This window comes from Rhodococcus sp. IEGM 1351, from assembly GCF_030056875.1.
In the GTDB taxonomy this organism is placed as follows: domain Bacteria; phylum Actinomycetota; class Actinomycetes; order Mycobacteriales; family Mycobacteriaceae; genus Rhodococcus_F; species Rhodococcus_F opacus.
Genome location: NZ_JASHKU010000023.1, coordinates 47,420 through 64,370, shown reverse-complemented (window position 1 = coordinate 64,370; position 16,951 = coordinate 47,420). Strand labels below are relative to the sequence as shown.

General features: G+C 67.9%; 18 protein-coding genes and 1 pseudogene. 5 read left to right on the top strand and 14 right to left on the bottom strand.

All coding sequences use genetic code 11. The annotated features are described in order from the left end of the window. Positions 1-33 precede the first annotated feature (33 nt). Positions 34-1,041, top strand: coding sequence for an AraC family transcriptional regulator (locus tag QM806_RS31490; protein WP_043793351.1), 1,008 nt, complete (start codon positions 34-36; stop codon positions 1,039-1,041). Positions 1,042-1,063: 22 nt separating this feature from the next. Here the strand turns inward: QM806_RS31490 and QM806_RS31485 are convergent, their stop codons facing one another. Genes QM806_RS31485 through QM806_RS31475 form a run of 3 tightly spaced genes read right to left on the bottom strand, consistent with a single transcriptional unit; the run spans position 1,064 to position 3,669 of the window. Further along, entirely contained in the window at positions 1,064-1,426 is a 363-nt protein-coding gene (locus tag QM806_RS31485; RefSeq protein WP_005572664.1) for an EthD family reductase, read from the bottom strand. After that, positions 1,423-2,451 carry an NADH:ubiquinone reductase (Na(+)-transporting) subunit F gene (locus tag QM806_RS31480; RefSeq protein WP_043793349.1) on the bottom strand — a complete coding sequence of 343 codons (1,029 nt, stop codon included), beginning with the start codon at positions 2,449-2,451 and terminating at the stop codon, positions 1,423-1,425. Before QM806_RS31480 ends, QM806_RS31485 begins: the two co-directional genes overlap by 4 nt. A gap of 3 nt (positions 2,452-2,454) precedes the next feature. Next, entirely contained in the window at positions 2,455-3,669 is a 1,215-nt protein-coding gene (locus tag QM806_RS31475) for a cytochrome P450 (RefSeq protein WP_005260734.1), read from the bottom strand. A 124-nt stretch (positions 3,670-3,793) separates the two neighbouring features. On the opposite strand from QM806_RS31475, the gene QM806_RS31470 reads away from it, so the two are divergent. Then, a complete protein-coding gene (locus QM806_RS31470) occupies positions 3,794-4,816 on the top strand; it encodes an AraC family transcriptional regulator (protein WP_007296203.1) in 1,023 nt (340 codons plus the stop codon). A gap of 12 nt (positions 4,817-4,828) precedes the next feature. On the opposite strand, the gene QM806_RS31465 is transcribed toward QM806_RS31470, so the two are convergent. From QM806_RS31465 to QM806_RS31440, 6 genes and pseudogenes are all read right to left on the bottom strand, one after another. After that, the gene (locus QM806_RS31465; RefSeq protein ID WP_283293971.1) at positions 4,829-6,097 is read right to left on the bottom strand and encodes an acyl-CoA dehydrogenase family protein; all 1,269 of its coding nucleotides are present in this window, start codon (positions 6,095-6,097) and stop codon (positions 4,829-4,831) included. A gap of 90 nt (positions 6,098-6,187) precedes the next feature. Then, positions 6,188-6,424 (bottom strand): tautomerase family protein, encoded by a 237-nt coding sequence (locus QM806_RS31460; RefSeq protein ID WP_283293970.1) that lies wholly within the window; start codon positions 6,422-6,424, stop codon positions 6,188-6,190. After that, positions 6,424-7,215, bottom strand: a complete 792-nt coding sequence (locus tag QM806_RS31455; RefSeq protein WP_005572659.1) for a 2-keto-4-pentenoate hydratase — start codon at positions 7,213-7,215, stop codon at positions 6,424-6,426. The genes QM806_RS31460 and QM806_RS31455 overlap by 1 nt, the downstream gene beginning before the upstream one ends. Then, the gene (locus QM806_RS31450) at positions 7,215-8,009 is read right to left on the bottom strand and encodes a 2-keto-4-pentenoate hydratase (protein WP_054246730.1); all 795 of its coding nucleotides are present in this window, start codon (positions 8,007-8,009) and stop codon (positions 7,215-7,217) included. Before QM806_RS31450 ends, QM806_RS31455 begins: the two co-directional genes overlap by 1 nt. 48 nt (positions 8,010-8,057) lie before the next feature. Then, entirely contained in the window at positions 8,058-8,873 is an 816-nt protein-coding gene (locus QM806_RS31445) for an IclR family transcriptional regulator (RefSeq protein WP_064080227.1), read from the bottom strand. Between the two features lie 207 nt (positions 8,874-9,080). Next, positions 9,081-9,305 (bottom strand): annotated as a pseudogene (locus tag QM806_RS31440) (wax ester/triacylglycerol synthase domain-containing protein); the annotation flags it as partial. A gap of 239 nt (positions 9,306-9,544) precedes the next feature. Here QM806_RS31440 and QM806_RS31435 point away from each other — a divergent pair. Then, positions 9,545-10,216: a nucleoside/nucleotide kinase family protein gene (locus QM806_RS31435; RefSeq protein ID WP_064080228.1), complete on the top strand. Its 672-nt coding sequence runs from the start codon at positions 9,545-9,547 to the stop codon at positions 10,214-10,216. Between the two features lies 1 nt (position 10,217). Here the strand turns inward: QM806_RS31435 and QM806_RS31430 are convergent, their stop codons facing one another. Genes QM806_RS31430 through QM806_RS31415 form a run of 4 tightly spaced genes read right to left on the bottom strand, consistent with a single transcriptional unit; the run spans position 10,218 to position 14,228 of the window. Beyond that, the gene (locus QM806_RS31430; protein ID WP_120659969.1) at positions 10,218-11,219 is read right to left on the bottom strand and encodes a Gfo/Idh/MocA family protein; all 1,002 of its coding nucleotides are present in this window, start codon (positions 11,217-11,219) and stop codon (positions 10,218-10,220) included. Position 11,220: 1 nt separating this feature from the next. After that, positions 11,221-12,405, bottom strand: a complete 1,185-nt coding sequence (locus QM806_RS31425; protein WP_120659968.1) for a Gfo/Idh/MocA family protein — start codon at positions 12,403-12,405, stop codon at positions 11,221-11,223. A gap of 8 nt (positions 12,406-12,413) precedes the next feature. Next, a complete protein-coding gene (locus tag QM806_RS31420) occupies positions 12,414-12,773 on the bottom strand; it encodes a universal stress protein (protein WP_005571320.1) in 360 nt (119 codons plus the stop codon). 36 nt (positions 12,774-12,809) lie between these two features. Next, positions 12,810-14,228 (bottom strand): sugar porter family MFS transporter, encoded by a 1,419-nt coding sequence (locus tag QM806_RS31415; protein WP_120661361.1) that lies wholly within the window; start codon positions 14,226-14,228, stop codon positions 12,810-12,812. Positions 14,229-14,404: 176 nt separating this feature from the next. On the opposite strand from QM806_RS31415, the gene QM806_RS31410 reads away from it, so the two are divergent. Together QM806_RS31410 and QM806_RS31405 are read left to right on the top strand one after the other, a co-directional pair. Further along, the gene (locus QM806_RS31410; RefSeq protein WP_120659967.1) at positions 14,405-15,037 is read left to right on the top strand and encodes a TetR/AcrR family transcriptional regulator; all 633 of its coding nucleotides are present in this window, start codon (positions 14,405-14,407) and stop codon (positions 15,035-15,037) included. Continuing rightward, on the top strand, positions 15,034-15,696 hold the full coding sequence (locus QM806_RS31405) for an enoyl-CoA hydratase-related protein (protein ID WP_054246732.1): 663 nt from the start codon (positions 15,034-15,036) through the stop codon (positions 15,694-15,696). The genes QM806_RS31410 and QM806_RS31405 overlap by 4 nt, the downstream gene beginning before the upstream one ends. Before the next feature lie 36 nt (positions 15,697-15,732). Here QM806_RS31405 and QM806_RS31400 read toward each other — a convergent pair whose 3' ends face one another. Beyond that, positions 15,733-16,932: an acetyl-CoA C-acetyltransferase gene (locus QM806_RS31400; protein ID WP_283293966.1), complete on the bottom strand. Its 1,200-nt coding sequence runs from the start codon at positions 16,930-16,932 to the stop codon at positions 15,733-15,735. Positions 16,933-16,951: the final 19 nt, after the last annotated feature.

Genomic DNA, 16,951 nt, shown 5'->3' with positions numbered 1-16,951 from the left:
CTGGAACACTATTAGGCGGAGGTGTGGTGGAACATGGCTGAGCGCGAACAATCGAATGACTCCGCGCGCACCGACGTGCCCGCGATCGTCTCTCTGCGAACACGGGAGCTCGATACCGGGGAGGGCCGTATGCAGTGGGCGAGCACGCTGGAGCGGCTCTACTGCGAGACGGACGTGGCGTGGCCGGAGCCTCGGCGTCACTTCGACGCGGAGTGGGGCGGGCGACCGTTCGGTGATCTGCATGTCAGCACGATCCGGGCCGACGCGCACACCGTCGTCCGATCGCCGGCGATGATCCAGTCCGATTCGGGGGAGGGGTATTTGGTCTGCCTCGTCACGGACGGAAGCGTGGAGGTCCGGCAGTCCGGCCGGGCCACGGTGGTGGAGCCGGGTTCCTTCGCGCTCCTCGACTGCGCCGCACCGTTCGTGTTCCACTCACCCGCCCCGTTCCGACAGGTCGTGGTTCGATCCCCCCGCGAGGTGCTCACGTCGCGCCTTCCGGGACGAATCGTCGAACACGGCACGGCGCGCTCGATTCACGGCGACACCGGGGCTGGCGGACTGGTCGGTCGGTTGTTCGTCGATATCGCGGACATGGACGCGCCGATGTCGCAAGGTGCTGCCGTGTCGTTCGCATCCTCCGCCGTCGACATGTTTGCCACGGCCCTGACCGAGGGCCTATTGGCGACCAGCGCTGCAGACCTGCACCGCACGGAGGACCTCACGCGGGTTCAGCGGGTGATCGAACAGAATCTCCACGACGCCGACATCACGCTGTCGGACATCGCCGCGGCAGCGGGTATGTCGCTGCGCACCGTGCACAAGCTGTTCAATGCGGAGGGCACCACGACGCGGGCCTGGCTGTACCAGGCCCGCCTCGAGGCTGCGCGAAAGTACCTGCTCACCACGGATCTGTCCGTCGCCGACGTCAGCGAGTGCGCCGGCTTCCGCGACGTGTCCCATTTCAGCCGGTTGTTCCGCAGCACCTTCGGCTCGAGCCCCGGCCTGTACCGGAAGGAGCACGCGCGCAGAGGTTCGTGATGCGCTGCGCCAACAAGTACGGTCAGGGAAGAACGGTGTCCTCGTTGCTGAAGAGCATCGTGACACCACCGGTGGCGAAGTTCGCGAGATCTCCGGCGGCCGTCTGCCCAGCTGGTGACGAGAGAGCCTGCGCGGCGGCATCCTTGGAGTCGAAGAACAACTCGGCGAGCGCGTATCCCGCGGGAGTAGTGCCGTCGAAGGTCTCACACTTGCCGGCGGCGAATCGGACGACCCCGGGCACCTGCCGGACCAGCGGCAGGTGTTTTGTGGCGTAGTACTCGTCGAATTCCGCCGGGTCGGTCGGCGGGTTGTAAATGATGCTCACTCGGTACATGAAATTCCTGTTCTCGGCGTAGTAGGTCGGGTTGGGGGACAGTGGGATCACACGGCCTCGGCCGCCGGCCGCGGAGCGTTCACGGTGAACTCCTCCTTGAAGATCAACCGCGGCGACATGCGGCGGCGTTTCAAGGCCTTGACGGCGGCGACGACCATCGCGGGCGGTCCGCACAGGTATCCGCTGTGGCCACGGCAACTGGCGAAGTCACCCAGCACGGCGTCGGTGACCATTCCCGTTGCCCCGTCCCAGTTCTCCTCACTGAGGACCGGGTGATAGTGGAATCGGGAATCGGTCGCCTCCATCGCGCGGAAGCACTCGACGTCGTAGAGGTCGGCTTCCCGGCGACCACCGTGGTAGAGGTGAATCGCCGGTAGCAGATCGTGATCCAGTGCATGCCGGACAATCGATTTGAGCGGTGCGAGCCCGGTGCCTCCGCCGATCAGGATGGCCGGCTCCTCCCGGGCTTCGACGACACCGAACTGGCCGAGCGGTCCACGCAGATCGATGCGGTCACCCACCGCGAGTGAGTCGAAGATCCAGCCCTCGGTGGCGAGGCCGCCCGCCGTATTCCGGACGTGGAACTCGAGCAGCCGTTGCTCGGACGGCGGGTTCGCCATCGAATACTGGCGCGCGACACCGGAGCCCGGCACGATCAGTTCGGCGTACTGACCGGCGTCGAACTCCATCGGCTCGTCGAGTTCGACGACGAGCCTGCGGGTCTGCCGAGCGATGTCGGACAGTTCCCGTACTGTGCCTGTGTAGTCGCGGAGGGGGTGCATCGGCCGGCCGGGGTCGGCGTCGTTCACGGGGGCGATGGCCAGGTCTCCGTGCGGTTTCGACTGGCAGGCCAGCGCGAGTCCCGACGAGCGTTCGTCGGCGGAGAGGATGGTCTCGTCGGCGGCGCCGTGGTCGACCTCCCCGGAGAGAACCCGAATCTTGCACGTGCCACAGGTCCCCTGTGAACAGGCGTGCGGAAGCCAGCGATTCGCCCGCAATGCGGCTTCCAGGACCGACGTGCCGGGTGCGACCGGGAACGCCCCGTCCTGCCCCGACACCGTCACCATACGGTCCATCGGTCAGACCTCCCAGGTGACGTGCAGGCCCTGCGGTCCGCGGAACGTCCATCCCCAGAACTGCGGGGCGCGGTCGGGATCGGGCTCGATGTTCGGGATCGTCTCGAACAGTTCCTCGAGTGCGATCCGCACGATCGCGGTACCGAGATACGTTCCGGCGCAAGCATGGTTTCCCGCTCCGAACGCCAGATGCGGCATGATGGGCCGGTCGATCTCGTAGGCCTCCGCGTTCTCCCAGACGGACTCGTCTCGATTGGCCGAACCGTATGCCAGCATGACCGGTGTTCCCGTCGGCAGGTCGATGCCGCCGATGGTGACATCGCGGCCCGCGACCTTCACCGCGGCACTCCAGATCGGGGCCACCCAGCGCGCGCCCTCGTTGACGGCGCGCGGAATGAGGGTGGGGTCGTCGATGACGCGTTCGAGCTGGTCGGGGTGCTGGAATAGCCCTGCCAGGGTGGTCGTCATGACGTGCCCGGGCTCCTGAAGGGCGCCGAGCAGGAAGACGTAGATGTTCGGGTAGATCTCGGACCGGTCGCGGACCTGGCCGTCGGGCGTCCCGTCGTGCAGCCAGTGCGAGATCAGGGTGTGGTCGGGATGTTCGGTCCAGTGGTCGAGCATCGGGCCGACAGCGGCGACGATCTCGGCCTTCACCTGGTCACCGGCCTCGAACGGCCCGGGATTGGCGAAGTTTCCGTTCTCGTCGACTTCCGCGTTCCCGTACGACTGCGCCAGCGTCTGGAACCAGCGCACCAATGTCTCCGAAGGGATTTCGGTGAGACCCATCAGGTCCCCAACCGAACGCACACTGATCGGCGCGAAGTAGGCCTCCTGGATGTCTGCGGCACCCAGATCCTCGATCCCTTCCAGGAGGCTGCGCGCCTGCGGCCGGACCAGCGCTTCTACATAGGAGTCCACTGCACTGGGCCGCAATTGGGGATCGATCCATTCGCGAATTTTCTCGTGCTGTTCACCGTTGGCGGCGAGTACGGTACCTTTCCCGAAGGTTCGTCCACCCGAGGGCGCGATCACCGTGGACCAGGTCTCGGAATCCTGCGCGATCTGCAGGCAGAGGTCGCGCGACGACACGACGTGCATCCCTACCGCGGGCACGAACGCAATCGGGGCCTCGCGCCGGAGCCGGTCGTAGATCGGGTTCGGATCGCGGTCGAGTTCCTCCATGGTGATCGATTCGATCCACGTGGTGCTGGTGGTCATGACGCTGTCTCCTCTGAAGTGGTTCGCAAGATTCGAAGTGGGCGCGGCCCGGAGCCTTTCGGGGATCGTCCGCGCGGGGAGTGCCTGTGATCTGGAACACTAGGAGGCGGAGGTGCGATCGAACATGACCGACAGTGCACAGAAGGATGACTCCGCCTGCACCGACAGCGCCGCGTCGATGGTGCTGAGTACGCGCGAGCTGGAGTCGACCGAAGGGCGAGTGCGCTGGGCGGACACCCTCGACTCCACCTACTGCGAGATGGACGTCGACTGGCCCGACAGACACGCCCGGTTCGCCGCGGAACTGACGGTGCGGCCCTTCGGGGACCTGACCGTGAGTGTGGTGCACGCAGACCCGCACACGGTCGTGCGCACGCCCGAGATGATCCGGTCCGACCCCAACGACGACTACCTGCTGTGTCTGATCACTCGGGGGACGGCCACCCTCCAGCAGCATTCGCGGAGTGCGACCCTCGAGCAGGGAGCATTCGGGATCCTCGACTCGGCCGCACCCTTCGTCGTGGACGGCCGGACGGAATTCGAGCAGGTCGTCCTGCGTGCACCCCGCCAACTATTGATCTCCCGGCTTTCCGCCGAGGCCATGGAGGGCGTCGCCGGGCTGGGGATCTCCGGGCAGACCGGGATGGGCGGCCTCGTCTCCCGTTTTCTCGTCGACATAGCAACGACCGACGCCCGGTTGTCGGTGGGGTCTTCGGCATCGGTGGCCGCGTCCGCGGTCGATCTGCTCACCTCTGCCCTCACCGAGCAGGCGCGCCCCCTGACCGCGACGAAACGGGTCCACCACGACGACCTCCGGACGGTGCAGCAGACGATGACGCGGTACCTGCACGACCCCGACCACTCGACGGCCGAGATCGGTGTCGAACTCGGAATGTCCCTGCGCTACATCCACAAACTGTTCAGCTTGACCGGCACCACCCCACGCACATGGCTGTACCAATTGCGCCTCGACCGCGCCCGAGGGCAGCTCCTCGACACCGACTCGACCGTCGCGGAGATCAGCGACCGTGTCGGTTTCCGCGACGTCTCACACTTCAGCCGCGCATTCCGCAAGCGGTTCGGCGTCAGCCCCGCGCATTTCCGTGAACAGCACAACGGCAAAGGCGATTCACGTACGGACCGTTAGGTTTTCTTCGCTCTAGCCGGTGTGGTCGCGCCCGAAGATCTGACGCGCCAGCACCCACCGTTGGATCTCGTTGGCTCCCTCGTAGATCTCGCCGATCTTGCTGTCGCGGTAGATGGCCTCCACCGGACCCTCGGTGTCGTCGGCGCCGAGCGACCGGACGAAGCCGAGTCCGCCGAAGGCCTGCACGGCATCTCGGGCGATCCGCGCGGCCAGGTCCGTGCCCCGCAGTTTCGCCATCGCCGCCTCGGGTTCGGGGAATCGCTCGCCGGCGTCGAGCCGCAGTGCCGCTTTGAGATACAGGCTGCGGGCGGACTCCAGATCCGCGGCGTAGTCGGCCATCACGAACTGCCAGTGCTGTTTCGAGGCGAGCGAACCCCCGAAGGCGTGCCGCGACTTCAGATGGGCGACAGTCCGATCGAATGCGGCCTGCGCCATGCCGACGCCCGCGGCACCGATCCCGATGCGCCCGTAGGTGAGGGTCTGCAGCGCGATGCGCAGTCCACCCCCGACCCGTCCGAGCACCGAATCCGGCCCGAGGCGGACGTCGTCGAGATTAACATCGGCGGTGATCTGCCCGCGGTTCCCCAGTTTTCGGTCGGGGGTTCCGATCGTGACGCCCGACGCGTTGGTGGGCACGATGAAGGTCGTGAGGTCGTCACCGGTGCGTGCGAGCACCACCACCACACAGGCGACGACGGAGTTGGTGATCCACCGTTTCCGGCCGCGGAGGATCCAGCCGTCACCGTCCGGGGTCGCTTCGGTGGACACGGCGTCGGGGGACAGGTCGCTGGACGCACCCGGTTCGCTGGTCGCGAAAGCACCCACGATCTCCCCCTCGACGAGGGGCCGCAGCCAGCGGCGTCGCTGCTCGTCGGTGCCCTGGTCGAGCGCGGTGCCCGCCAGGATGCAGTGCACGTCGTAGATGGCCGCGACGCTGTTGGAGTAATACGCCAATTCCTCCACCGCGGCTGCGGTCGCGGTGGCGCGATGCGACAGACCGTCGCCGCCGACGTCGGACGGGAACGGGATCCGGAACAGTCCCTCCGCCGCCATCGATTCGAACGCGTCACGTGGGAAGCCGTCGAGCCGCTCGTCGCCGCCGGCGATGCGATGCGCGACGGGCTCGATCGCCCGGGTGGCGAAGTCGCGCACCCGCAGACGAAGGTCGCGAACCTCGTTCGGGGACAACAGGTCGTGATACAACTCGTCGGACACGCGCGCGACGGCGGGCGAGGCGGGCGCTGCCTCCGCGACGAGGGTGACGGGACTGTTCGGGGGCATCGGATCTCCTGAGACGGACGGCATGCGTGCCTTCCCTGTGTAACCCGGGTCTGGTTTTCGCCTCGACGTCGAATCGCAATGCCCGACTCCTCAGGTGCCGACGTCGGCGGCCGTTCCGGATACCCGGATGTTCGCCGCTTCCTCCCGCTCGGCGAGCGTGACGTCGCCGGCCGCGAAGTGTGTCTTCGGTGTCTCGCGCAGGATCACACGGACGTTCGCGACGGGCGTCCCCACCGCCCGGTGAGCGGCGCGGGTGAGCTCGTGGATCAGCAGGCGCAGTTCCTCGGGGCTGCGGCCCTCGGCGATGGTGACCTCGATGATCGGCATCAGCGACCTCCCGCCACGGTGATCGTGCCCAGATTCGTGAAGTGCGCCGCAATCCGCGCGCCCGGCTCCACCGGCACCGCGTCGGTCATCCCTCCCGTGAGCACCACCCAGCCGGCCTCGATGGCGTGGCCCCGTTCGGCGAGCGTGTTGGCGGCGAACGCCAGCGCTTCGGCCGGATGTCCGTGTACCGCAGCACCGGTCGCGGAATCGACGATTTCGCCGTCGACCTCGAGCAGGCACGCCTCGAGCGCAAGGTCGAGATCTTCGGGCCGCCGGCTGATCGGCCCGGTGACGTAGCGTCCGGACGAGTTGTTGTCGGCCACCGCGTCCATCATCGAGAACTTGTAGCCCGAGAACCGGCTGTCGATGATCTCGATCGCGCCCACGACGTGATCCACGGCGGCCAAGGCGGTCGCTGCGCTGATGCCCGGACCTTCGAGTCGGCGTCCCATGACGAACGCGATCTCCGGTTCGGCCCGCGCGTGGATCAGGCGGTCGCGGGGCACGGTCTCCCCGATCGGGAGGATCATCCGGTCGGTCAGCCACGCGGTCGACGGTGCGTCGACACCGACCTGACGTTGCTTGGCCTTCGAGGTGACCCCCAGTTTCACGCCGGTGACCTTCTCACCGCGCGCCACCCGGATGCCGAGGGCGATGTCCTGCGCGGCGTAGGCCGTTGCGAGGTCGAGGCTCTCCCACTCAGCTTTGATGGACGTCTGGGCCGTGGCACGATCTTCCGCCTGTAAAAGTCGCTCCGCCACGAGTGCTGCGCTCCATGCGTCGGTACCCATCACTGTTCCTCCTTGGTGCCGAGGACGGCCGTCACACTGCCGAGCCCGCTGATCTGCGCGACGATCGAATCGCCCGGATTCACGGGAAATGCCTTGGTCATCGAGCCGGGAAGCACGACATGGCCCGGTTCGAGTGTCACGCCCATCGGGCCGACAGTGTTCGCCAGCCACACGAGCGCGTTGAGCGGCGAGCCGAGAACGGCACCGCCCGCGCCGGTCGCGACGAGTTCACCGCCGATGTGGAGGGTGCATCCCGCCAGTCGCAGGTCCACCGCGTCGAGCGCGACCGGTCGGCTGCCCAGGATGACGCCGCCCGACGACGCGTTGTCGGCGATGGTGTCGAAGATGCCGATCTTCCAGTCCCGGATCCGCGAGTCGACGATTTCCAGTGCGGGAAGGACGAAGTCGACCGCCCGGACCGCCTCGGCGACGGTGACACCCGGTCCGGACAGAGGCCGGCCCAGCACGAACGCGATCTCGGGCTCGATCCGCGGCTGGAGGAACCGCCCCGCCGGTATGGGCTGGTGCTCGAGATGGAACATGCTCGCGGTCAGATGTCCGAAGTCGGGTTGGTTCACCCCCATCTGCCGCTGAATGGCCCGCGACGCGAGGCCCACCTTGTGCCCCTTGACGACGTCGCCGCCGAGCGTCCACTCCTCGACCTGCACTTGCTGAATGCGATAAGCGAGTTCGATCGACGCGTCGGGATGCTCCGGGGTCAGCGGGTCGATCGGTTCGCCCGTCCGGTACACCTCCAGCAACCGGTCGGCGGCCTTACGTGCGACGGTATCCATGGCACCTCTGCTCTGTGTCATTCGGTTCGGACTTCGGGCGACGGGACGTCAGGAGGCCAGCGCCGGCCGGCCCGATTCGGGAACGTCCCTGGTCGTGGTGGGTGTGGCGTGGTTCGTGTTCGCGACCGCGTGCGAGACGTCGCGGGCTGCCGCCATGACGGCACGGGTGAACTCGACGCGGCGGGGCACGAAACGGCTGACCGGGATGCTCATGCTCACCGCGGCCACCACGGAACCCATGTCGTCACGCACCGGCGCGGCGACGCAGTGGACCTCCGAGACGGCTTCACCGAGGTCGTAGGCGTGGCCGGCAGACCGCGCCACCGACAACGCGTCGAGCAGCGCCCCGGCATTTGTGATCGTCGACGGCGTGTGCCTGCGCAACTGGCGACCGGACAGGTACCGGTGCAGTTCGTTCTCCTCGAGGCTCGCCAGGAGGACCTTGCCCACCGCTGTGCAATGTGCTTCGAGACGGGCGCCGACGCGTGCACCCTGCACGGTGATGTTGTGCGTACCGACCACTTTGTCGACGTACAGCACGTGCCACCGTTCCATCACCGCGAGGTGACTGGTTTCGCCGTACCGCTCGACGAGGTTCTCGATGACCGGCGCGGCGCAGGACCGCACGTCGACGGTGCCCCGCAGGGTTTCGCCGAGTTCGATCACCCGCCACCCGATCCGGTAGCGACCACGCGTGCGGCACTGGAGCAGTCCGGTGTCGACGAGACTCGACAGCAAGGCGTGCGCACTCGATCGGGGGACGTCGATGGCAGCGGCGACCTCGGAGACCCCCCATTCCGGTTGCGCTGCGGTGAACAGGTCCAGCACCGGCCCGATCTTCTGGACCGTCTGCAGTGTCGCCACGGTGTCCGTCCTTTCTTCCCACGGCTCCGCGGGAAGCGAACGTGCACCTCGCTGAGCGTCTGTGATCTGAAACACTAGGAAGAACGCGGCCACCACACCATGACCACCAGCGCATGAATGGATGACTGCACGCGCACCACCCGCGGAGCGCGATCACTCATCCACCGGTCGGCCGCGGGCTCCCGGTCGGTGCCGGCCGCGACCGCAGCCTGTGCCAGGCGCGGCGTCGCGAGGTGGTAGTCGATGCCCCACCTCGTCGTGCGGGAGGTGGTCCCATCCCCACTGGCCGAGCGAGGTGACCGAACGGCGGGCCCGCTTACGGAAAGGTGGGGCGACCTGGTTGCCGGCCAGGGCGGTGTCGAACATCGCGCGCATGTCGGCCGCGGACGCCCCGTCCGGTGGGTTGAAGACCGCCAGGCCGCCGACGTGCATCGGATGCTCGCGGGATTCGCCGAGCAGAAACAACCGGTAGAAAATTGGGGGAATCGAGCCCGACCGAGCAGGTCAGTTGTCCAACCCGGCCGCGAGTGCTTGACGGCTGGCGTGGACGTGAGGCCCGTGCCGCTCGCCCCATGTCACACAAGTTCAATCTGATTGGCCGGCGGTGACATTGGGCGACGGGCGACAGGCGGAGGCACCGAGGTCCACGTCGGCTGAGCTAAGGTCTGCCTATGGACGACGAGCACGCAGTGGGAACGCCTGGCGGTCCGGTGCGGTATGAAGGTGGACTGCCGGGACTGATCGCGCGCGCCCGCGTGCTCGCCGACTCGGGTCAGCGCCGGCTGCTCGGCATTGCCGGGTCGCCGGGCTCGGGCAAGAGCACCGTCGCCGCGGCAGTGCTCGCGGCACTGGGATCGTCCGCGGTGGTGGTGCCCATGGACGGATTCCACCTGGCGGGTGCGGAACTGGTCCGCCTCGGGCGATCCGGCCGCAAGGGCGCACCGGACACGTTCGACGCCGCCGGCTACGTGGCCCTGCTGCGCCGGCTGCGTGAACCCGACGGCGAGACGGTGTACGCCCCGGAGTTCCACCGCGACGTCGAGGAGTCCTACGCCGGGTCGATCGCCGTCCCGCCGGACGTTCCGCTGGTGATCACCGAGGGCAACTACCTGCTGCTCGACGAGCAGCCGTGGTCGAGGGTGCGCGGCCTGCTCGACGAGGCGTGGTTCCTCGCCCCGGACGAGGAGGAGCGCGTCACCCGGCTCGTCGAGCGGCACGTCCGGTTCGGCAAGTCGCCCGAAGATGCGCGAGAGTGGGTGCGTCGCAGCGACGAACGCAACACCGCGTTGGTCGAGCCCGGCCGTGCCCGCGCCGACGTCGTCGTGCTCGGTGACCCCGTGTAACTCAGACCGGGTATTCGATCGGTTCCATCCGGCCGCTGGTGAGGGAGCGCGCCGCGGCCTCGGCGATCGCCTGCGCCTTCAACGCCTCCGCCAGGGTCGGGCCGATCGCGGCACCGTTCTCCAGCGCGTCGACGAAGTGGTCGAGCGCGGTGCGGTAGCTGCCTCTGATCCGCTCGAACCATCCCGCGTGCAGGCCGTCGTCGACCACGCGGCCGGCGCTGTACCGGGAGACGGATCCGGCGCGCTGGCGACGCGCTTCGACCATGCCGGTCGAACCGAGCACCTCGATGCGTTCGTCGTAGCCGTAGCCGATCCGCCGGGTGCAGTCGATCTGGACGAGCGCGCCGCCGGGCAGACGCAGGGTGACTGCCGACGTGTCGACGTCGCCGTACTCGGCGAGGCGGGGTTCGGCGAGCGTGGAACCGGTCGCGAAGACGGACTCGGGGTCGAGCCCGGAGATCCACCGGGCCAGGTCGAAGAAGTGGACGGTCTGGTCGCGCATCTGCCCACCCGAGACCGCGACGTACTCGAGCGGCGGCATCGCCGGACCGCGGCTGGTCAGCTGGATCAGCTCCACCGAACCGATCTCACCGGACGTGACCACCCGCTGCAGTTCGGCGTAGTCACGGTCGAAGCGGCGGTTGAAATCGACCATCGCCCGCAGTGATCGAGTTTCGGCGAAGCGCACGACGTCGACGGCGCGCGCGAGATCGAGGTCGATCGGTTTCTCACACAGGGCCGGGATCCCCGCCGTGGCCGCGGTGCGAAGGTGCTCGGCGTGGGTGTCGGTGGAGGACGCGATGAGGACGGCGTCGATTGCCGTGGGGTCGAAGGCTTCCGCGAGATCGGTGGTCGCACGGCTGCCGTGCCGCTTGGCGAGGTCCGTCGCGCGAGCGAGGTCGATGTCGAAGACGAGGGCCAGATCGACGTCGGGGTGCGCGGCGAGGTTGGCGCCGTGCACTCCGCCGATGAATCCGGCTCCGATGAGGGCGAATCGCTGCATGTCAGATACCGACCTTGTCGTGTGCGAAAGCGGGAACCACCCACGCGGAGTCGGCGGCGTGCGAGGCGGCCGTCGCCTCGACTAACTGGACGCCGATCAGCCCGTCGCGTCCGGTGGGGAAGGACAGATCGCGGACGGTGGTGGGACCGCCGTCGCGGCGGGCGCGGAGTTCGTCCGCGAGATCGCGGTAGAAGTTCGCGAACGCCTCGAGGAAGCCTTCGGGATGTCCCAGGCCGGGTCGGGTGAGCCGGCCGGCGTCCTCGGACAGCGTGCGCATCCCCTGCGCGAGGATCGTCGTGCCACCGTCGAGGTCGCGCACCGTCAGGTGCTGGGGGTCCTCGTGCCGCCATTCGATGCTCGCGGTGTCACCGAACACCCGGATGCGCAGGCCGTGCTCGTTGCCGGTGGCGGCCATGCTCGCCCACAGTGTCGCGGGCGCCCCGTTGGAGAGGGTGAGGCGAACGGTGGCGTTGTCGAACACCCGCCGTCCGGGGACGAGGGTGTCCAGTTCGGCCGACACCCTGGTGGCTTCCAGTCCGGTGACGTACCGCAGGAGGTGGAACGCGTGGGTGCCGAGATCGCCGACGACGCTGGGGAATCCCGCGACGCCGGGGTCGGTGCGCCAGCGTGCCTGCCGGTGCTCGCCGAGTTCGACGGGTGCCGCGGCCCAACCGGACGCGTGCTCGACCGCGGCGAATCGGATCCGGCCGAGGTCGCCGTCGCGCACCATCCGGGCCGCGTGCCGGACCATCGCGTACGCCGAATAGCAGTGCGGGACGGCGAGAATCGCACCGGAGGACTCGGCGATCGCGACCAGTTCCGCGGCCGACGCCGAGTCGGGCGTGAGGGGTTTCTCGCACACCACCGAGATGCCCGCCTCCAGGAACGTGCGCGCGATGTCGAAGTGGCTGTCGTTCGGCGTGGTCACGGCGACCACGTCGACGCCGTCCTCGCGTGCGGCTTCCCGTTCCGCCATCTCCCGGTAGTCGCGATACGTGCGATCCGCCGGCACACCGAGGCTTCCGGCGATCCGCACCGACGATGCGCCGTCTCGCCCGAAGACCCCCGCGTGCAGTTCGTACCGGTCGTCGAGGCGCATCGCGTAACGGTGGGTCTTGCCGATGTCGGCGCCCTGTCCGCCGCCGACCATGCCCGCGACCAGGCGCAGGCTCCCTTGCTTGCTCAACTCGGCTCCTACTGAGGGGTTTTGACCGCGAGGACCGGGATCGGGGATTGCAGGATGAGGCGTTGGCTCACGCTCCCGAGCAGGGCCTTGCCGACCGCGCTGCGGCGTTTGACGCCGATCACGAGGCGTTCGATGTCGGGTCGTTCGTCGAGCAGGTCGAGCACGGCGGTCGCGGGATCGCGGTCTCCGCGGCCGATCCGGTCGAGGACGGTCACGCCGTCGTCCGCGAGCGTGTGCACGTCTTCGGGTTCGGTGAGGGAGAGGTTCACCACCAGAAGGTCGGCACCCAGCATCGCGGCTTCCTTCTTGCCGGCCAGGAGGGCGTGCGATCCTTCGGAGGAGTCGGTCACGGCTACGAGCACTGTCATGGGATCAACCTTTCAGGGGAGGCGGTGCGGCGACTGTCACGAGTAGTCGCGCCGAAACTGATCTTCGAGTTCCTCGAGCGAGCGGCCACGGGTCTCCGGAACCTGAGTTTTGATGAAGACGAGAGCCAGCACGCCGAGGCCGGCGAAGATGAAGAACGTCGCACCGATTCCCAGTGCGGCCACGACGGGCGGGAAGAGCAGCGCGACAACCGCGTTGGCGATCCACAGTGCGAAGATGCAGACACCGATGGCGAAGCTGCGGATCTTCAGCGGGAAGATCTCCGAGAGCATCAGCCACACCAGGGGGCCGATCGTGGCCTGCATCGAGAAGACGAACAGCACCACGAACGTCAGGATCAGGTAGGCCTTGAGGGTGCCGTCGGGCAGCAGGAACGCGGAGAGGCCGACGAGCACGTGGAACGTGGTGGTGAGGGTGAAGCCGCCGAGGAGCATCTTCCGTCGGTCGATCCGGTTGATCAGGGCGACGCCGGTGAGGACGCCGAGCACGCTGAACAGACCGTTGAGGGTGTTCGCGACGATGGCGGCGTTGGAGGAGAATCCGGCGTCGCCGAGCAGCTGGGTGCCGTAGTACATCACCGAGTTGATGCCGGTGGCCTGCTGGAACACTCCGAGGCCGACGCCGATGAAGATGAGGCGGCGGATCCATTTCACCGACAGGTCGGCGGCCCCGCCGGTCTGGGAGAGCTTCTCTTCCTCGGCGAGCGCCCGGACTTCCTCCAACTCGGCACGTGCCCGCTCCGGGGACCGAACCTGGAGAAGCACGGCGAGCGCTTCGTCGTGCCGGTCCTGCGACATCAGCCAGCGCGGACTCTCCGGCATCCGCAGCATTCCGGCGAACAGGAAGATGGCCGGTGTGACGGCGACCAGAAGCATGAAGCGCCAGACGTTCTCGTGCTCGCCCCAGATGTTGAAGATGACGGCGTTGATCACGAAGGCGGCGAACTGTCCGACGACGATCATGACTTCGTTGCGGGAGACCACGCTGCCGCGTCGTTCGGTGGGCGAGATCTCGGAGAGGTAGACGGGCACGGTCGCGGAGGCGCCGCCGACGGCGAGGCCGAGGATGAAGCGGAACAGTGCGAGCACCTCCCACGTCGGGGACAGCACGCAGCCGAGCGTCCCGATCATGAAGATGATCGCGAGCACCAGGATGTTGTGCCGGCGTCCGAACCGGTCGGACATCCGTCCGCCGATGAGAGCGCCGATCGCGGCACCGAAGATCAGGATGCTCACCACCAGGCCCTCGGTGAACGAGGTGAGCTGAAGGTCTTCCGTGAGCGGTTCGAGTGCGCCGTTGATGACTCCGGTGTCGTATCCGAAGAGCAGGCCGCCGAAGGTGGCGACGACGGCGATGATGCCGAGTCTGTGCGAGTGTCGCCCAGGGGCGTCGGCAGGCAGGGACGGGGCGGTAGTTCGGGTGAGATCGCTGGCCATGAACATCTCCTCGACGTGATCTATGTACAGAACACGTAATGTGTTTATGTCCGAACAAAGCTAACTCATTGTGACTCGGGGCACAACGGCAAGCCGATCATCGGGCGGATCCCCTAGGTGAATGCTTACTCCCTACCCGCGAGTAATAGAACGCACGATCTGTTATCGTTCGGCGTATGCCCAGGCCACGAGTTCACGACCTCGACGCCGCGCTCGATGCCGCCGAACGGCTGGCCGTCGAGGGCGGACCGAGTGCGGTGACCCTACGCGCGGTCGCCGCGGCCACGGAGATGTCCAACGGCGCCATCTATCACGCATTCGGCTCGCGGGGAGGGCTGGTCGGGCGCGCCTGGTTGCGGGCGGCGCACCGATTTCTCGACCTGCAACAGGAATCGGTTCAGGAGGGGCGTGGTCCCGTGGACGCCGTCGTCGCGGCCGCCGACACCCCGGCCGTCTTCGCCGAGCGGTTCCCGCAGTCGTCGCGACTTCTCCTCACCGTGCGCCGCGACGAACTGCTCGGATCCGACGTCCCCGAGGACGTCGCCGCCGAGTTGTCGCGCCTCGACTCCGTCCTCGTCGAACTGTTCGTCCGATTGGCGCTGGCGTTGTGGGGGCGCAAGGACGGTCGCGCGGTCGAAGTGATCGAAGCGTGCGTCGTCGGGCTCCCCACCGGACTGCTGCTGCACGCCCGGCGAAAACCGGACGACGCCATGCGCCGACGCCTGGAGGCGGCGGTCCGCGCCGTCCTCGCACTGGACCCCCCGTCCCCGGGAAAACGTCACGACAGCAACACGAAAGGTTCCCAATGACCGCCACCCTGACCTACCGGGACACGATCGCCGTCCTCGACCTCGGCGACGACGAGAATCGTTTTTCCCCCGAGTGGCTCGACAACGTCGACCGGCTCCTCGACGACGCCCACGAACACGGCGCGCAGGCCCTGGTCACCACGGCCACGGGGAAGTTCTACTCCAACGGCCTCGACCTGGACTGGCTGATGGCGAACGGTGACCGCGCAGACTGGTATGTCGGGCGCGTGCAGGCCCTGTTCAGCCGGATTCTGACGCTCCCCCTGCCGACGGTGGCCGCGGTCAACGGGCACGCGTTCGGCGCCGGCGCCATGCTCGGAATCGCCCACGACTACCGGGTGATGCGGTCCGACCGTGGGTACTACTGCTTCCCCGAGGTCGACATCCACATTCCGTTCACCCCGGGGATGGCCGCGCTGATCCAGGCCAAGCTGACACCGCAGACCGCGATCACCGCCATGACCACCGGCCGCCGCTACGGCGGCGCCGACGCGCACACGAGTGGGCTGGTCGACGGGACCGCGCCCGAAGGCGCGGTCCTGGACGCTGCCGTCGACCTGATCACGCCGCTCGCGGGGAAGGACGCCGGCACGCTCGGCGCGATCAAGTCCACCATGTTCGCGCCGGCCGTCGCCGCACTCGCATCGGGCCGATCATGACCCGGTGACGCGAAACCTACTGTGCCGGAGTGATGGTCACTCGCCGGGCACGTGGAGAATCAGGGCGTCGCCCTGTCCGCCGCCGCCGCAGAGAGCGGCGGCGCCGGTTCCACCGCCGCGTCGTTTCAGCTCGAGCGCGAGGTGCAGCACGACCCGTGCCCCCGACATGCCGAGCGGGTGCCCGATGGCGATGGCGCCGCCGTTCACGTTGACCATCGACGGGTCGACTCCGAGTTGCCGGGTCGACTCGATGCCGACGGCGGCGAAGGCTTCGTTGATCTCGACGAGGTCGAGCGCCGAGGGGTCGAGTCCCTCACGGGTGCACGCCTTGTCGATGGCATTGGCGGGCTGCTGCTGGAGCGTCGAGTCGGGCCCGGCGACGATGCCGTGGGCGCCGATCTCGGCGAGCCATTCGAGCCCCAGCTCCTCGGCCTTGGCCTTGCTCATCACCACGACGGCGGCCGCGCCGTCGGAGATCTGCGACGCGGAACCCGCGGTGACGGTGCCGTTCTTGTTGAAGGCGGGCCGCAGCTTCGACAGCGACTCGGCCGTGGTGTCGGCGCGGATGCCTTCGTCCTCGGTGACGACGAGCGGCTCACCCCGGCGCTGCGGGATGGTGACGGGTACGACCTCGTCGTCGAAGAGTCCGTTCTTCCACGCGGCCGCGGCGCGCTGATGTGAGGCGGCGGCGAAGGCGTCCTGCTCTTCGCGACCGATCTTGTCGGTGTTCGCGTTCCGGTCCTCGGTGAGGGCACCCATCGCCTGCTTGGTGAAGATGTCGTACAGGCCGTCGTAGGCGAGGTGATCGACGAGGGTGGTGTCGCCGTACTTGAAACCGCTCCGCGAGTTCGGGAGAAGGTGCGGCGCCTGGGACATCGACTCCTGCCCACCGGCGACGACGACATCGAATTCGCCGGCGCGGATCAGCTGGTCGGCGAGCGCGATGGCGTCGAGACCCGACAGGCACACCTTGTTGACGGTCAAGGCGGGCACCGACATCGGGATGCCCGCGTTGACCGCGGCCTGCCGGGCCGGGATCTGACCGGCGCCGGCAGTGAGGACCTGCCCCATGATCACGTACTCCACCAGTTCGGGTGCCACCCCGGCCTTGTCGAGGGCGCCCTTGATGGCGATGCCACCGAGATCGGATCCGGAGAGTGACGCGAGCGAACCCGTCAGCCGGCCGACGGGGGTCCGGGCTCCGGCAACGATGACGGACCTGGTGCGAGAAGTCATGGGAGTGTCCTTGGTGTCG

What these genes read in the sequence shown, in the direction of transcription:
- QM806_RS31490 (WP_043793351.1), top strand. Translation starts at nt 34, where the DNA reads ATGGCTGAGCGCGAACAATCGAATGACTCCGCGCGCACCGACGTGCCC.
- QM806_RS31480 (WP_043793349.1), bottom strand. Translation starts at nt 2,451, where the DNA reads ATGGACCGTATGGTGACGGTGTCGGGGCAGGACGGGGCGTTCCCGGTC.
- QM806_RS31475 (WP_005260734.1), bottom strand. Translation starts at nt 3,669, where the DNA reads ATGACCACCAGCACCACGTGGATCGAATCGATCACCATGGAGGAACTC.
- QM806_RS31470 (WP_007296203.1), top strand. Translation starts at nt 3,794, where the DNA reads ATGACCGACAGTGCACAGAAGGATGACTCCGCCTGCACCGACAGCGCC.
- QM806_RS31465 (WP_283293971.1), bottom strand. Translation starts at nt 6,097, where the DNA reads ATGCCCCCGAACAGTCCCGTCACCCTCGTCGCGGAGGCAGCGCCCGCC.
- QM806_RS31460 (WP_283293970.1), bottom strand. Translation starts at nt 6,424, where the DNA reads ATGCCGATCATCGAGGTCACCATCGCCGAGGGCCGCAGCCCCGAGGAA.
- QM806_RS31455 (WP_005572659.1), bottom strand. Translation starts at nt 7,215, where the DNA reads ATGGGTACCGACGCATGGAGCGCAGCACTCGTGGCGGAGCGACTTTTA.
- QM806_RS31450 (WP_054246730.1), bottom strand. Translation starts at nt 8,009, where the DNA reads ATGGATACCGTCGCACGTAAGGCCGCCGACCGGTTGCTGGAGGTGTAC.
- QM806_RS31435 (WP_064080228.1), top strand. Translation starts at nt 9,545, where the DNA reads ATGGACGACGAGCACGCAGTGGGAACGCCTGGCGGTCCGGTGCGGTAT.
- QM806_RS31430 (WP_120659969.1), bottom strand. Translation starts at nt 11,219, where the DNA reads ATGCAGCGATTCGCCCTCATCGGAGCCGGATTCATCGGCGGAGTGCAC.
- QM806_RS31420 (WP_005571320.1), bottom strand. Translation starts at nt 12,773, where the DNA reads ATGACAGTGCTCGTAGCCGTGACCGACTCCTCCGAAGGATCGCACGCC.
- QM806_RS31415 (WP_120661361.1), bottom strand. Translation starts at nt 14,228, where the DNA reads ATGGCCAGCGATCTCACCCGAACTACCGCCCCGTCCCTGCCTGCCGAC.
- QM806_RS31410 (WP_120659967.1), top strand. Translation starts at nt 14,405, where the DNA reads ATGCCCAGGCCACGAGTTCACGACCTCGACGCCGCGCTCGATGCCGCC.
- QM806_RS31405 (WP_054246732.1), top strand. Translation starts at nt 15,034, where the DNA reads ATGACCGCCACCCTGACCTACCGGGACACGATCGCCGTCCTCGACCTC.
- QM806_RS31400 (WP_283293966.1), bottom strand. Translation starts at nt 16,932, where the DNA reads ATGACTTCTCGCACCAGGTCCGTCATCGTTGCCGGAGCCCGGACCCCC.